Origin of the sequence: Paenibacillus sp. EKM10P, from assembly GCF_011800655.1 — a bacterium.
Taxonomy (GTDB): domain Bacteria; phylum Bacillota; class Bacilli; order Paenibacillales; family Paenibacillaceae; genus Paenibacillus; species Paenibacillus polymyxa.
On the sequence record NZ_JAALET010000003.1, the window covers coordinates 267,099 to 281,477 of the forward strand.

Sequence of the window (14,379 nt, forward strand, 5' to 3'; positions counted from 1 at the left end):
GAACAATGAGATCAAATCCCTCTCATTGTACCCGAGCCCAAGCCATAAAGCTACGCTTCTGTCTGAGTGGTAATCTCATCTATAAAAGACTGCAAGGTACTGGTAACGAAGGCCTCCTTACGGCGGATAAACACCGTTGTCACTTCATTGTAAGGCTCAGGGATGGCATGACCGCACACAAGACCTTGAGCCACCAGCCCGCTGATCGAGGATTCGGGGAAAACGGTCATTCCAATGCCTGCCGCTACACTGCCGATAATCGTCTCAAATGTCCCAAACTCCATGATCCGCTTGGGGATAATCCCCTCCATTTTGAGCCAGGTTTCCAGTCTTCCCCGATATCCGCAGCCTTTTTTATATACCAGGAGCGGACGAGTTGTAAAATCGTCAACCGAAAAGTCATTTCCTTGAGATACGAGGACCAGCTTTTCCTGAAATACATCAAACTGTTCAATGAGCGGATGCTTGACTGGTCCGGTTACAAAGGCTCCATCCAGTCGCATTTCTGCAACCTCCTGCACCAGTGATTCCGTAACCCCGGCCTTGAGGGACAATTCGACATCCGGGTACTTACTGTAGTAAGCATGTAAAATGGCTGGAAGGGCAATGACAGTCTCCACGATACCAATCTCCAGCACCCCTGAAGGTGTAGAGGTGTTCTGAAACGCATGCTTCATTTCCTCAAATTGCGATAAAATGCTTTTCGTATATTGCAGCAGACGCTTGCCCTCAGCATTGAGGATCATCCCCCGCTTATGTCTATAAAATAAAGGCGTCTGCAGTTCCTTTTCCAGCAGCTTGATTCTGGCCGTTACATTGGACTGGACGTAGCTAAGCTCGGCTGCAGCCTTGCTGACACTGCCATGTGCAGCCACCGTCTGGAAAATGTTTAAATCGTTCAGATCCACTACTGTTCCCCCTTATTGTGAAGGGCAAGGACCACCAAAATTGACGCGCCTTGTCACTTATCATCATTTTAAATGATCATAATGTTTATTTTCAATCATTTTACCAACAGCTTCCTATCCTTTATGATGTGTCCATAAGATATGTCCGCTGAGACCGGCAAGGAGGAGCTTCTGTACACCATGAACAAACAGATCATGACCGGATCTTTACTATGCCTGATCGCCAGTATGTCCTGGGGGGCGATGTTTCCGGTTTCGCACATTGCATTACAGCATATTAATCCACTGTACTTTTCATTTTTGCGCTATTTATCGGTTACACTCATATTAATAGTGCTATTGTGGCTCAAAGAGGGACGGACTGCATTTCGCTTTGATGGCAAGGGCAAGGTGTTATTGTTCTTCGGAACTATGGGATTTACCATTTATAATATGGCCGTTTTCCAGGGACAGCACGCGATGGGGGCAGCAGGTACCCTTGTAGCTGCTATTATGGAAGTGCTAATGCCGATGATCTCCATTGCGATGGTGTGGATCATGACCCGTAAAATGCCTCCAAAATATACATTAATCAGCATGTTGATTGCGCTGGCTGGGGCATTACTGGTTATCACGAACGGCAAATGGACCTTTTTCACGCTTGCCGGACAACATCTATTGGCGCTGCTGCTTATTTTCGTGGGTGTCGTCGGTTGGGTCGTATATTCCATGGGAGGCAGTCATTTTGCAGGGTGGTCTACTCTTCGATATTCAACCTTGACCTGCCTGCTTGGAACTCTGGTTTCTTTTGTAGTCGTGACCTTTGCCTCTGCTTTCAACTGGATTGCAGTGCCGGATTGGCAGCACGTATGGTCAGTCAAATACGAAATGAGCTTTATGATCCTGCTTCCAGGGCTAGCGGCCTTGCTGAGTTGGAATGCCGGAATCCGCAAGCTGTCTCCGCTAAACGGTATTCTATTTATTAATTTTGTACCGATTACCACGCTGGTACTTATGTATTTCCAAGGCTATGCCATTAGCCGTTATGAACTGTACGGGACTGTACTGGTCATTTTCGCACTTATTCTGAACAATATGTTTCAGAGAAGCTCTCTGCGTCCGTCCAACAGCTCACGGGGTGCCCGTTTCCGTCTGAATCGCCGCAAGTCGTTCAACGGTGACTTCTAACCCTGCGAACCAAAATTATGATAAAACATCAAAAAAAGCGCCTGGATACGGAATATAACCTCCGGTATCCGGGCGCTTTTTATCATTTCAGGATTTTTTTTCAACCTGGAAACGTCCAACCAATTCGCGCAGCTCCTCTGCCATTTGGCTCAGGTCTGCTGTGGATGAAGCAATTTCCTCGATGGAAGCCAGCTGTTGCTCAGCCGCCGCTGAGATCGACTCGGTGTTGCTCGCTGCCTCGTCCGAGATGTGGGAAATATCGCTCATAATATCTGCGACGCCTACAGTCCCCCGTGCCATTTCCTGAGTCACTCCAGTAATATCATGGATATGCCCCATCGCGCGTTCGACAGCCTGACTGATTTCCGCAAAGGAATGCTCGGATGTGGTTACCGAATCAATACCTTCCGTCACCCGTGCCCGCGCTTGTTGCATCGCGCCCAAAGCATGGTTCATATCCACCTGCATCGCTTCAATGCGCTCCGAAATCAAGGTAGCCGATTTGGCAGATTCCTCAGCCAGCTTGCGTACCTCTGTAGCAACCACGGCAAATCCTTTGCCATGTTCCCCAGCGCGTGCGGCCTCAATGGATGCATTCAATGCCAACAAATTAGTCTGTTTGGCAATACCAGATATAACACTGATAATATTCACGATTTCACCGGAACGCTCACTCAGGGAGTCCATAGCTTGTCCAAGATCATGAACAGTCTCGTCGATATCATGCATTTTCTGTACAGCCTGCGTAGCAGCCTTGCTACCTTCCTGTGCTGACTCGGCGTTCATCTTCACATGTTCAGATACACCCACCATACGCTCGGATACATCCGCTGCTTGCTGAGCCAGTCCCTCCATACTCACAGAGCCATGCTTGACGCTTTGTAACTGACGTTCGCTGCCTACAGCCACTTCCTGAATAGCAATAGTAACATGCTCAATAGCTTGGGTCGTCTGATCTGCACCAGCAGCCAGCTCCTCCGCTGAAGAACTTACCCGATCTGTCGTTTCGCGTACGCTTCGAATCATCGTGCGCAAACTATCCACCATGGTTTGAAAGTGAGCAGACAGTTCACCTACCTCATCTGTTTTTCCAGTTTCCAAATCACCCGTCAAATCTCCTTCGCTGATTCGTTCTGCTGATTTTTGCAGCTTACGAATCGGTACCAGAACAGAACGGGTAATTAGAAAAATCGCGATAAGCGCAATTACCAACGAGGCAGCCAGCACGAAAATAGTTACATAACGCATGGCAGCGGTGGCATCGTTAATCTCGGATTGATAGAAGGTACCTGCAATTTTCCAGCCGGTATCCTCATTCGTTACATAAGTCAAATATTTCTCGCGACCTTCATGCATATATTTAAAATTCCCGCTCGGCGCAGTATACAACTTATCAAGCGAATTCTCCTGAGGAGATGAACCCGCTTTAGCCGTAGGATGGACCACGAATTTCTTCGAATGATCCAAAATGATGATATACCCCTCTTGGCCCACTTTGATGGAGGCCAGTTTACGTACACTTTCCAGATTCAGAGAGATCCCGATAACTCCAGACTGGTCGGAAAGCGTCTGAGATACTACAACAACAGGAATACCCGATGAATTGATGATAACAGGCGTAATTGCAACCTTACCGGGCTGCTTCATCGCTTCGATGTACCATGGTCGTGTGCGAGGGTCAAATGTTCCTTCATCCTCCTTAGGCACCCCCCGGATCATCAAGCCCTCTGGTGTACCGACAAAAATATCTGTAGCATCTTCGTGCAAGCCCTTGTATTGGATCAACTTGGGCTCAATCAAGGGGCTATTTCGACCATCAATCATCGAACCGTCGAGGCGTTCCGCCAAATATCGCACATCTTCAATTTTACTGGCGATTGCATATTCAATCACGGAGTTAGCTGTCGTTACCCCCTGATTTGCACTGCTGTAAAGCTGTTTCTCCATAGCATTATATGATGATTTATAGGTTGCAATGGAAATACTTAAACTCGGAATCAGCAAAACAAGCAAAAAACCTAAAATTAACTTGTTCCTGAGTGTCCAAATTGTCTTTCTCTTTCGCCTTGTTCCCATGTATCTTTCTTCCCCTTTGCTTAAAAAGCGATATATTTGTATTACATTCAATGTTAGTTATATCGGTTGAAAGCAGCAAATGATTTACAAGAAAATTTCACAAAGGAGCAAAACAAAAACCGCGCCCTATGAGACTAAGGACGCGGTTATATGAATATTTAGACCTGTACGTTACTATTTTCAGCCTTTTTACGGCCAAACAACTGATCAACCGCCAGAAAGCGTCCACCAACCAGGGCTTGCTGAAGACTGGTAAATAAAATCAGGAGATCAAATTCAATCGAGCCAAAAGGTTGTCCTTTTTTTGCAGTGAGCAATACTCCGATCATTACGATGGTCAATGCTGCTCCAGCCAGTCGTGTTCCGATACCCAGAACCAGTGCAATCCCTCCAACCAACTCAACCGTAGCGACCACAGGGGCCATCCAGCCAGGGAGTCCGAGGCTCTGGAAGAAGCCGGAGGTTCCGTCTAGTCCCTGAAACTTTTGTGCACCGTGAACGATAAAAATAACTCCTGTAAAAATTCGTACCAATAACAATCCAATATTCGCAAGCGTTTGATTCATAAACTCATCTCCTTTAAGTTGTATACGGATTAGATAATTAACACTACAAAATGTAGTGTTATACATATCAAGAACTGGTAGCGCACAAGGCGCCACCTTCTATGATACATATTGCCAAACTAGATTAACGCCAGTGTAAACATAAGCGTTAGCATGACGAGTACATAGCCTGAAAACATAATCGAACGCCAAGGCATCTGAATGGTCGGCTTTTGTTGAGGGTCTAGAATACGTGAGATACGATAATTAATGGACGTTTCTGCAAAAGAGGAACAAGCGGCGGAGTTTACCAGACGGGCATTAGCGGGTGTCATACTCAGAAGCTTGAGCAATGCGCTCCCAATTCCAACCGGTGAACCGGCTCGATGAATCGCTTCGTTGTCCGCCAAGATTTCACGGGCCGTCTTGTAATGGTTGGTAATGTGACGTAGCACCGGCAAGTAAAACAGCTGTGTAGCGCACATTTGCAGGAACCAGGTCTTCAATGGATCATAATGCTTCATATGATAGGCTTCATGGTATATAACCGCTTCTTCCTCATGCTTGTCCAGTACGGACAACAGTGCAGAGGACAATACAATTCGCGGCTTCCATAAACCCATGGTGAAGGCAGCAGGCTTGGCATAATCAATGACCCAAATTCGATCGGTCCCGAGTTCGCGATATCGCTCACCCAGTGCTTCGGTCAACGGCAGGTCGCGCATTCGATGCAGTCTGCGGAAAGCCGCCCTGGTAGCCATGCACTGTCTGACTGCTTCTCCTCCGGCGATACCGAAGGTTACAAAAACCAGTCCACTGAGCGCATCCACCATGTAGCCGATTCCGTAGTGCTGCAACAAACTTCTGCAAATTTGAAACACGTTAAAATTCAATTTCCAGCCGAAAACATGCTGCCCGGCGTACATCCCCATCTGCATAAGGGCAAAACCCGAAATCAAGGCGCCTGCTGTAAACAGTAATTTAGAACGTGTTTTCCACATCGTCTACATATCCTTTTTCCATTGTTTAATTTTTTGTTCCAAACGTTCAATCAAAATCGGATCAGCTACTTCCAGAGCATCAATCATATGATTGACAGCAAGCGGACCAAATTCATCCACCAGTTCGTGACTCAGCTCTTTCGATTGCTCATCCATAAACTCTTCTCTGCTTAAAACAGGACGGTATAAGGACGTTCTCCCGCGTATACCTTTGCTCAAAATCCCCTTTTCCACTAAACGATTCATCACGGTCATTACCGTATTGAAGTTAAAGTCCCGATCCCCCTCCAATGCGGTCTGCACTTCTTTGATACTCCGATCCGAAGTGGACCATAAAATATCCATGATTTTGGCTTCCAGAGGCCCGAAAAATCGGTTAAGTCCGGTTTCGCCAGCTTTAAAATTCAGTCGTTTCATAAGAAGCACCTCACACTACCGATTGTAGTGTATGTATCCTGATAAAGTCAACTGTCACACCTAGTGTCAGCTTTAGGCACCGTATACAAACCGCCGAATGGTATCCATCCGGCGGAATTTATCGATATTCATAACTTTCCGTTTAATCTGCCAATCTGTATCCTACACCTCTTACGGTTGCTATATATTCAGGCTCCGCAGGTCGATCGTCCAGCTTCTTGCGCAAACTTTTGACATGCACATCTACAACATTGCTGCCGCCGACAAAATCGGTTTCCCAGATATCATGCATCATTTGCTCGCGCGAGATCACTTTTCCTTGAGAATCTATCAGCTTCAATAGCAAATCGTATTCTGTTTTGGTTAGATTCAATGGATTCTCTTCCTTATATACCAACATTTTATCACGGTCAATCCAGATATCCTTAAACACCGTACGCTGACTGGTTTGCGCTGCCTGGCGGGAAATCACCGGATGACGTACAATCATCCGTTCGATATCATGCACCATTTGGTTGGATGCCAGCGGCCATATCAGTACCTCTTCCGAAGGAAGCAGCTCATGTGCACGTACAGACATCCGATCCTGGACCACATACATGACTGGTGTGTCTTTCATATATTCATGCTCAAGATCATTGCGGATATTCAGCAATTCACGCCGTGGATCGGTGGCGGTCAAATCGTAAATCAAGAGGTCGCTCCCCAAATGACGCTGTACTTCAGGCTCCCAGCGATGGAAGACCATCACGTCAAAACACGCATCTGACAACGTACGCACCACACCATGGACTACACCCGGTACGGAACTGATCAGAATGATGCGACGTGTGGTCGGACAATACAAAGGTTCATTAGAAGGAACGGTCTGCACCGCAGGTGTAGACGGGGCAGACAACATTGATGTCCAACTGCCCTTCACCCGTCTAGGCATGTCAGCCACTTTAATACGATTCGTTACTTGATTCGCTTGCTTTGACATTCCTTACACACTCCCCCGAATACGACATGGGCATGGGCAATCGTATATCCCGTTTCATGCGCAACCGTATCAATCCAATCGTGTGGGACTTCACTCATCACTTCATCTACTCGGCCGCATACCTGACAAATAATATGCTGATGATCGTCCATCCGACCATCATAACGACTAGCAGCTTCCCCTAGTTTCAGCTCACGAATTAATTCCTTATCCGTTAAATAACGTAATGAATTATAGACCGTTCCATAGGCCAGATTATATCCGCGCTCCATCAGCCGATTCATAACATCGGCAGCAGTAGGATGATCGTGAGCCTCACGGACCACATCATATACCGCTTGGCGCTGCGAAGTTAAATTTAAAGTTCTCATACCGCATCTCCCTTAACCAACGCAGATTATATTTATTACAAACTTATAATCACAACAAAAATTAATTTAGAATAAGTATAAATCTTAATTTATTTCAAGTCAATGAGATCGGATAAATTGTGCCGCTTTGCAACACAATGTATACATGATATACATTCAGCTCATGGAGGGATGTTTGATGAGAACACTTTGGATATTCATACTTTTTATGCTGCTAATGCTTGGGACAAGTGTGTCAATAAAATGGCTTTTCGGTATTCATCATCCTTGGGAGCCTGTTTCATTGGCTTTTCGCACGATGCGACCATCAGAATATATTGTGCTGGTGGGAATGCTCATGGTGCTCCTTATAAATGTAGGCAAAAAGCCAATAGGAAATGCATTTCGCTTCCTGTTCTCACAATGGTCACGTTTCCTCAAAGTTTCAACTTCTTCCTCTTCTTCTCCGCAAGAGAGCCAGCAGAAAGAACAAACAAGGAATAACGTAAACAAATAATGGATGAACATAGATGAGGGACAGTCGTCCAAATTCAAAGTGCTCACTCAGGTTTGTTGCCCCTATCTGTGACCATAGTAAAACAATAATACCGCAAGGTAAGAGCACTTTTCGGTACGGTAAACCAAATATATCCGATATCCCCAACACTGCTGCATAAGAAAACAAGGCCACTTTAAAAAAGTCTCCGATAATAATGGACATCAGTACAATAACATCTGGACGCTGCACATATTCCGAAAGCTGCACGTTCTGGAATGTACTTAATAATGGAAAAATAGAACGCTCTGTTATATCGGTCCCCAGCACAGTTACATTTAATATTGCGACTTCAACTAAAATAGTGCCTCCAGCTAAAATACTTATATATCCAGCTTTGGTGATCTGTAAAGGCCTTTTTACAGAAGGGACAAACATCATAAAACAAATCAGCTCACCAAAAGGAAAAGCCAAACGATCCCTTAGGGCTGACATGAGTACAGGTTTAAAACCCTTACTCATGACGGGCATCAGTTCTTCAAGATGAACACTGCCCGATAAGAGCAATAATGTATTTCCCAAAAGCATAACGATGAGGATTACTACAAAAAACACCTGTCCCGTACGGGCCAGTACTTCAAAGCCAAGCCAGAGGACATAGATTGCACAGAGAATCATCAGAAAAGCCACGACTAGGCTCGGTGTTTTTTCCAGTACAGACACACGAACCAGTTCAGTCTCATCACGTAAATTTCTACTGGTCAAATACAAAAAAAACAGAATGTACAGTACCCCTATTGCCGTTCCACCCTTATTCCCTACCAATTGACGAGCATAGGTAGTCAACATTTGGCCGGGGAATCTCTCTGCCGTGTAGGTGTACATCCGGAACAATACCATTCCGACCAGCATAGCAATAGTCTGAGCAATCCAAGTATTCCGTTCATATTCACTATCCATATTAATAATGACTGCATTTCCTAGAATAAAATGGAACATCAGAATGAGCATTTGTCCGGTACTGATGTATGTTTTATTGGCAAGACGATGACTCATGGGGCATTCTCCTCTATTTTTTTATTCCGGGTCTTTTTCAGCCACGATACAATTAGAAGTAAGAGTGGAAAAAACACGGCAAATATCGGAAACAGCCATTTCAGTACAAACTCGCCTGTTTCAAGGTGATCTTGATAACCCAGTGCCATTAATACACAAGAGACTAACATGATCAGCCCAAATGGCAGAATCAGTTTATGGTAGGATATTCTCAATACATCCTCTGCCGCTTTAACTGCGGCATAATAAAAGATGAAGATTTTGAAAAAATCAAAAATTATAACGCTCATCACGCCGATCACATCGACTCTGTCGATAAAATCAGATATTTCGACCTTGCTGATCATAGTAAGCAGGGGATAAGTCGCCCGTTTGAACACGTCCTCTCCTAGTACAAGCACATTTGATAGCGTAACAACAGACAGGAGTAGCCCTCCAAACAATATAGCAGAGACCCCTACCCCATTGGCACGATAGCCTTTTTTTAAGGTGGGAAGAATCATCGCAAACGTAACCATCTCGCCGTACGGTAGCATTACGGCCTGCGAATAAACTACTTGCCATATCCGCTGCCAGCCATGCTCGGCTATGGGCAATATATTGCCCACATCCACAATGCCTGCCAACAAAATCAACATATTAGTAGCGAGACCCAGCAGCAGTAGCAAAATCAACATGATAATGGCCGTCCGGCCTGCAACCTCAATTCCCAAATACACCACATACATGACAAGTACAACCATTAAGCCACAGATGACTGTCAACGGCGTATGCTGAAGTGTACGGTCAGCAATCAGGATCCCCGTGTCCCTAAGATCCCGTGCTCCGCCGTAGAGAAAAAACACGATATATAAAAAAGCAAGCGCGCTCCCTGCTTTCTTGCCCAAAAGAGCTCTGCAGTATTGTGTCATAAGCAAATCAGGAAAACGTCGGTGCAGGCTGCCATAGCATACAAAAAGCAATGCCCCAACAATCGTGGAAATGAGGATGGCGATCCATGCATCCTTACCCGCATCCCTTCCGGGAATAGACATCATGGATGTGCCCAATTCAAACAGCACCATGAGAGAGATCATTTCTTTTGAACTTATCTGTGTCTTCTTCATCGCCTTCCCCCCTTCCTGATTTCACTAGTCGGCTTCTCCCCTTGAGTACGGGTTGGTTCGCGACTGTGTATGCTTCAATACCGAAGTCACCTGAACACGAACGGTGCTTTCTGCAAAATAACGGCTCCAATCGGAAGAGAGCCTTTTCCATTGTTTTGGGTATCTCCTCTCAAGTGCAAGACCTAAGCCGAACACATCGCTGCCAGTACGCTGAACCTCTTTGACGGTTGATAAAATGACGCGTTTCGTTTCCTCTGCCCATTGCTCCTGCAATCGTTTGATAACCTCTGAACTTTTCAGGTTAATGGAACATTCAGCTTCCTGTATTGCTCCGGTCTGCTTCAAATGAATTACAAAAACAGGCTCCCCTCGCTCCATCTGACTGTCTATATGGGTTTTAGAGAACAAGGTTTCAATACTAACGGTTTCCCCTTTCTTATCACAACTCATTGTTGTTTCCGCACTTTTCACTTTGTTATTAATCAAAGACAGTCCAACTGCTTGGCCATCGTCCAACCAGCGGACAAGGCGATCTTTTTGGAATACTCCCATCCCATTAATGTGAACAACTGCTTCCGGTAAGACATTGTCCACATTGTCCTTCCGTGAGGCCTGCTCCAAATTGCCGCTCACCTCTACGCCCGTAAGCACAGGACCGCTCCCTTTACTGGACATGCTGCGAATGACATCATCGACACTCACCGCGTAATCCCCAGCGTACAAATTTTGAGATAATTCCAGCTTTCCTGAAATATCATTAGCGGGAATGCGGCCGATCGCAGTCATGGTTGCCAGTACATCCTTTCCAGTTTCACCGCGCGCTATCAGCATTTTCATCGTCAGACGGGTTTCCGTATACCTTTCCAGAAAATCCAGCGTATCGCCAATTCCATGCCGTGCCAGCTTTTCTCCGATGACGACCAATCTAGCATGCGCCAGAGAAATAGTCCGTGGGATCCTCTGTGAAGCTTTGCGAATCGCTTGAAACAGACTTTTGCCCTTTTCCCGATACAAAACGACAGGGGTATCTCCTCTCGCTTTGGCTCCAGCGATTTCATCTGCCACGATCACCTGCAGGGAGACCTCATATTCTGACTCCCCCGCCATATCAATTCCTATTCCCGCTACTACGGCTCGCTGGTTCAACTCCACAGAATCCCAGCAACTGGATAACAATGGAGCGAACAGAAGCAAGACCAAACACAGTCCTCCTATTCTCCCCTTAAAGGTTACAGCACTTTGTTCATTCCTCTTCCCCTGATACACCCTGATTGCCCCCCTCCTGCATCGGCGTGGTTTTATCCGAAGGGGAATTTCCGCTTCCATCCTTCATTCGTTTCTGGTTCTTAGACGTAATGCTTTTAGGACGTTTCTTCATCATCCAGAATGGGAGTCGCAATACGGCATCCTTTTGACTCTCCAGCACAAAAGGACTAAAAGGCGCCATGTAGGGCACCCCGAAGGAACTCAGACTGTTCATATGAGCAATTAGCGCAATCAGCCCCAATGTAATGCCGTATAGGCCCATGAACGCAGACAGGATCATGAAAATAAATCGGCACAATCTCCCGGCTACTGCCATGTTGTAGGCTGGGATTGCGAAACTGGCTATCCCCGTCAGGGCTACTACAATCGTGAGCAGCGGGGTGACAATTCCGGCTTCCACAGCCGCTTGACCCAGCACAAGCGCTCCTATAACGGATACCGTTTGGCCACCCGCACGCGGCATTCGGATACCTGCCTCACGCAAAATCTCAAAGGTGATCTCCAGAATTAACGCCTCTAGAAATGCCGGAAAAGGAACGGATTCCCGCTGAGCTAATATGCTAATCAGCAATGGAGTCGGTATCATTTCATAATGATATGTTGTTAAAGCAATGTAGAGAGAAGGCCCTAGAATAAGAATAATGAAGCTGATATATCTAATGAGCCGAACAACAGTCGCCATATCGTAACGCTCTTCATAATCCGAAGAGTTCTGGAAAAATTGAGCAAACACTGTGGGCATCACCAATACAAACGGATTTCCGTCTATAATGAGCGCCACTCGGCCCTCCATAATATTGCTGCTGATGGTATCAGGTCTTTCCGTGTTAAAGATCGTTGGGAAGGGTGTGAAATGATTTTCTTGTATCATCTCCTCAACCATGCCGGACTCAAATATAGCGTCAATGTTGATGCTTTCTATCCGTTTACGAACCTCCTCTACGACACGTGGATTCGCAATATTCTTCATGTATAGCATGGCCACATTCGTGAGAGACGTGCTTCCCACTTGAAACATTTCCAGTGTAAGATCAGAGCTTTTAATCCGTCGCCGAACCAGAGAAATATTCGTGAACAGAGATTCCACAAATCCATCTTTTGGTCCTCTGACGACTGTCTGGGTTGTTGGCTCGCTGACAGCGCGTGTCTCTCCCCCACGTGTACCGCACGCAATGGCTTTTTCGCAGCCTTCCAATAAGATGATTGTGTCCCCCATTAACAATTGCTTCATCATGGAATTCCAATCATCACAGTCCTTCACTTCTCCAAGTGCAAGCGCGTGACTCTGTATTTTTGTGTACAGCGCCTCTGCGCTCTCCACCTCCACAGCTACCTCAGCAGATGGGCGGCTAAGCATGGATTTCATGATGAGTTCATTCACCGTATCCGTTTTGGCCATACTATCTAGAAACACAATAGCGGCGGGGACATCCGCCCTAAGGCCCACTTTAAAGCGGCGAATCAGAAAGTCTGGGCTATCTGACGTCAACTCCTTAACTTGCTGCAAGTTGGTTTCCAAACAAGCCTCGATTTTTAAATAGCGCGGAGAATTTCCATTCTTCTTATCCACACCCGATTTTCTATTATGTTTGCGATAGGGATAGCGAATCATGAGCAAACCTCCTCTCCAAATGGCAACAGTACACTACCTATTTCCTAATTAATGTATCTTTGGAGTATGCTCAATCTGTTCCCAGTTATGCACCAAGCACTCGATCGAAACGTTTTAAGCAAACCCAGCGTAATAAATTTGAATAAATTTTTAATTTTTTAAGCCTAATGTCAGTTCTTTTTGATAAAATGAAGGAATATGCCTCTCGGGAGGGTTAACATCTTGTTTAGTACGTTTTTTGTAAATACCTGTATCCTTGTCACCTTTTTGTACATAACCGGTCTTGTTTCACAAAGGTATAAAATCCGTCTACACACCTTAACGCATAAGGTACATTGGATTGGTGGCGCTCTTTTTGGGTGCTATGGCATTGTTATCATGTACTACTCCATTCCAGTAGGATTTAATACCATCGCTGATCTTCGACATCTGGCTATCGTAGCTACCGCAACTTATATCGGCGCCCCAGCTGCGCTTATGGCAACGCTTTTTATATGTTTAGGCAGACTATTGCTGTTTGGTATCAACACTCAAGCCATCGTAGGCGCCATTTTTATACTGCTCGCTGGTCTGGGGTGTGCTGTACTGTCACATTTGTCCTGGTCGCGTTTACCCAAGCTGATTATGATGAATGTTTTTGCTTTGGGCATTATATTCTGTCCCCTTATGATAAATTTGAAAAATCTCGATGATGTTCTGCACGTGTATCCGCTCCAATTCTTCATTTCCATGGTCGGCGGATGTCTTCTGTACCTCATTGCTGAATCTATCAACACATCCAATGAGCTGTTACTTCGACTGGAGCATACCTCCTACACAGACCATCTCACTAATTTAAGCAATAGAAGACAGCTTGAGTTCTCATTGGAAGAACAGCTCCCTCAAGCTCGTCAACGTCATGAGCACTTATCTGTACTGGTGTTGGATATTGATCACTTCAAGAAAGTCAACGATACCTACGGACATGCCGCAGGCGATACAGTGCTGCGTCAGCTTGGGCAGATTTTAATGGAAAAGTGCCGTACTAATGATGTAGTCACTCGCAGCGGGGGAGAAGAATTCACCGTACTCTTGCCGAATTGTGCTTTTCGGCAAGCATTACGCATAGCTAATCAGATTCTTAGCGGAGTAAATCAGTACGAGTTTGTTTTAGCGGACGGACTTATTCTTAAAGTCACCGTGTCCATCGGCGTGACCACCTTCCCTGGTACAGGAGAAGATATATCCGGAGCAGCCCTGCTGGAACAGGCGGACAAAGCATTATATGAAGCTAAAAAAGCAGGACGTAATCGGGTTTGCTCCTATGAAATATAACTTGAGGCATGACCCTTACACAGAAATAGCCGATACAACCCTCTCTTGAGGATCGTATCGGCTATTATCCTTTTAAAAAGAAA

14 protein-coding genes are annotated in these 14,379 nt (G+C 45.7%); 3 read left to right on the forward strand and 11 right to left on the reverse strand.

The genetic code is table 11. The annotated features are described in order from the left end of the window. Positions 1 to 50: 50 nt before the first annotated feature. Positions 51 to 908, reverse strand: a complete 858-nt coding sequence (locus HFE01_RS10610; protein WP_016822786.1) for a LysR family transcriptional regulator — start codon at positions 906 to 908, stop codon at positions 51 to 53. A 180-nt stretch (positions 909 to 1,088) separates the two neighbouring features. Between HFE01_RS10610 and HFE01_RS10615 the strand changes: the two genes are divergently transcribed. Then, positions 1,089 to 2,075: a DMT family transporter gene (locus HFE01_RS10615; protein WP_243208169.1), complete on the forward strand. Its 987-nt coding sequence runs from the start codon at positions 1,089 to 1,091 to the stop codon at positions 2,073 to 2,075. Positions 2,076 to 2,162: 87 nt separating this feature from the next. On the opposite strand, the gene HFE01_RS10620 is transcribed toward HFE01_RS10615, so the two are convergent. From HFE01_RS10620 to HFE01_RS10645, 6 genes are all read right to left on the reverse strand, one after another. Next, positions 2,163 to 4,151, reverse strand: a complete 1,989-nt coding sequence (locus tag HFE01_RS10620) for a methyl-accepting chemotaxis protein (RefSeq protein ID WP_016822784.1) — start codon at positions 4,149 to 4,151, stop codon at positions 2,163 to 2,165. A 158-nt stretch (positions 4,152 to 4,309) separates the two neighbouring features. Then, positions 4,310 to 4,717, reverse strand: coding sequence for a DoxX family protein (locus HFE01_RS10625; protein ID WP_013373539.1), 408 nt, complete (start codon positions 4,715 to 4,717; stop codon positions 4,310 to 4,312). 119 nt (positions 4,718 to 4,836) lie between these two features. Next, entirely contained in the window at positions 4,837 to 5,697 is an 861-nt protein-coding gene (locus HFE01_RS10630; RefSeq protein WP_016822783.1) for a M56 family metallopeptidase, read from the reverse strand. 3 nt (positions 5,698 to 5,700) lie between these two features. Further along, on the reverse strand, positions 5,701 to 6,114 hold the full coding sequence (locus HFE01_RS10635) for a BlaI/MecI/CopY family transcriptional regulator (protein ID WP_016822782.1): 414 nt from the start codon (positions 6,112 to 6,114) through the stop codon (positions 5,701 to 5,703). A gap of 142 nt (positions 6,115 to 6,256) precedes the next feature. Beyond that, entirely contained in the window at positions 6,257 to 7,096 is an 840-nt protein-coding gene (locus HFE01_RS10640) for a response regulator transcription factor (RefSeq protein WP_039276409.1), read from the reverse strand. Beyond that, complete coding sequence (locus HFE01_RS10645; protein WP_013373543.1) at positions 7,072 to 7,467, reverse strand: Fur family transcriptional regulator; 396 nt, start codon at positions 7,465 to 7,467, stop codon at positions 7,072 to 7,074. The genes HFE01_RS10640 and HFE01_RS10645 overlap by 25 nt, the downstream gene beginning before the upstream one ends. A gap of 178 nt (positions 7,468 to 7,645) precedes the next feature. On the opposite strand from HFE01_RS10645, the gene HFE01_RS27765 reads away from it, so the two are divergent. Next, entirely contained in the window at positions 7,646 to 7,963 is a 318-nt protein-coding gene (locus HFE01_RS27765; RefSeq protein WP_481856241.1) for a YczF family membrane protein, read from the forward strand. On the opposite strand, the gene HFE01_RS10650 is transcribed toward HFE01_RS27765, so the two are convergent. From HFE01_RS10650 to HFE01_RS10665, 4 genes are read right to left on the reverse strand one after another with little or no spacing between them, the layout of a single operon-like run. Then, positions 7,892 to 8,998, reverse strand: a complete 1,107-nt coding sequence (locus tag HFE01_RS10650) for a GerAB/ArcD/ProY family transporter (protein ID WP_167437888.1) — start codon at positions 8,996 to 8,998, stop codon at positions 7,892 to 7,894. The two genes, HFE01_RS27765 and HFE01_RS10650, sit on opposite strands and share 72 nt — an antisense overlap. After that, on the reverse strand, positions 8,995 to 10,104 hold the full coding sequence (locus tag HFE01_RS10655; protein WP_017428585.1) for a GerAB/ArcD/ProY family transporter: 1,110 nt from the start codon (positions 10,102 to 10,104) through the stop codon (positions 8,995 to 8,997). The genes HFE01_RS10650 and HFE01_RS10655 overlap by 4 nt, the downstream gene beginning before the upstream one ends. Positions 10,105 to 10,128: 24 nt before the next feature. After that, positions 10,129 to 11,304 (reverse strand): Ger(x)C family spore germination protein, encoded by a 1,176-nt coding sequence (locus HFE01_RS10660; protein ID WP_017428584.1) that lies wholly within the window; start codon positions 11,302 to 11,304, stop codon positions 10,129 to 10,131. A 43-nt stretch (positions 11,305 to 11,347) separates the two neighbouring features. Then, the gene (locus tag HFE01_RS10665) at positions 11,348 to 12,982 is read right to left on the reverse strand and encodes a spore germination protein (protein WP_016822777.1); all 1,635 of its coding nucleotides are present in this window, start codon (positions 12,980 to 12,982) and stop codon (positions 11,348 to 11,350) included. A gap of 222 nt (positions 12,983 to 13,204) precedes the next feature. Between HFE01_RS10665 and HFE01_RS10670 the strand changes: the two genes are divergently transcribed. Further along, entirely contained in the window at positions 13,205 to 14,296 is a 1,092-nt protein-coding gene (locus HFE01_RS10670) for a diguanylate cyclase (RefSeq protein ID WP_017428583.1), read from the forward strand. Positions 14,297 to 14,379: the final 83 nt, after the last annotated feature.

Bases quoted from the DNA above. Each gene is read 5' to 3' on its own strand.
- HFE01_RS10645 (WP_013373543.1), bottom strand. From the start codon at position 7,467: ATGAGAACTTTAAATTTAACTTCGCAGCGCCAAGCGGTATATGATGTG.
- HFE01_RS10665 (WP_016822777.1), bottom strand. From the start codon at position 12,982: ATGATTCGCTATCCCTATCGCAAACATAATAGAAAATCGGGTGTGGAT.
- HFE01_RS10640 (WP_039276409.1), bottom strand. From the start codon at position 7,096: ATGTCAAAGCAAGCGAATCAAGTAACGAATCGTATTAAAGTGGCTGAC.
- HFE01_RS10630 (WP_016822783.1), bottom strand. From the start codon at position 5,697: ATGTGGAAAACACGTTCTAAATTACTGTTTACAGCAGGCGCCTTGATT.
- HFE01_RS10650 (WP_167437888.1), bottom strand. From the start codon at position 8,998: ATGAGTCATCGTCTTGCCAATAAAACATACATCAGTACCGGACAAATG.
- HFE01_RS10615 (WP_243208169.1), top strand. From the start codon at position 1,089: ATGAACAAACAGATCATGACCGGATCTTTACTATGCCTGATCGCCAGT.
- HFE01_RS10620 (WP_016822784.1), bottom strand. From the start codon at position 4,151: ATGGGAACAAGGCGAAAGAGAAAGACAATTTGGACACTCAGGAACAAG.
- HFE01_RS10625 (WP_013373539.1), bottom strand. From the start codon at position 4,717: ATGAATCAAACGCTTGCGAATATTGGATTGTTATTGGTACGAATTTTT.
- HFE01_RS27765 (WP_481856241.1), top strand. From the start codon at position 7,646: ATGAGAACACTTTGGATATTCATACTTTTTATGCTGCTAATGCTTGGG.
- HFE01_RS10635 (WP_016822782.1), bottom strand. From the start codon at position 6,114: ATGAAACGACTGAATTTTAAAGCTGGCGAAACCGGACTTAACCGATTT.
- HFE01_RS10655 (WP_017428585.1), bottom strand. From the start codon at position 10,104: ATGAAGAAGACACAGATAAGTTCAAAAGAAATGATCTCTCTCATGGTG.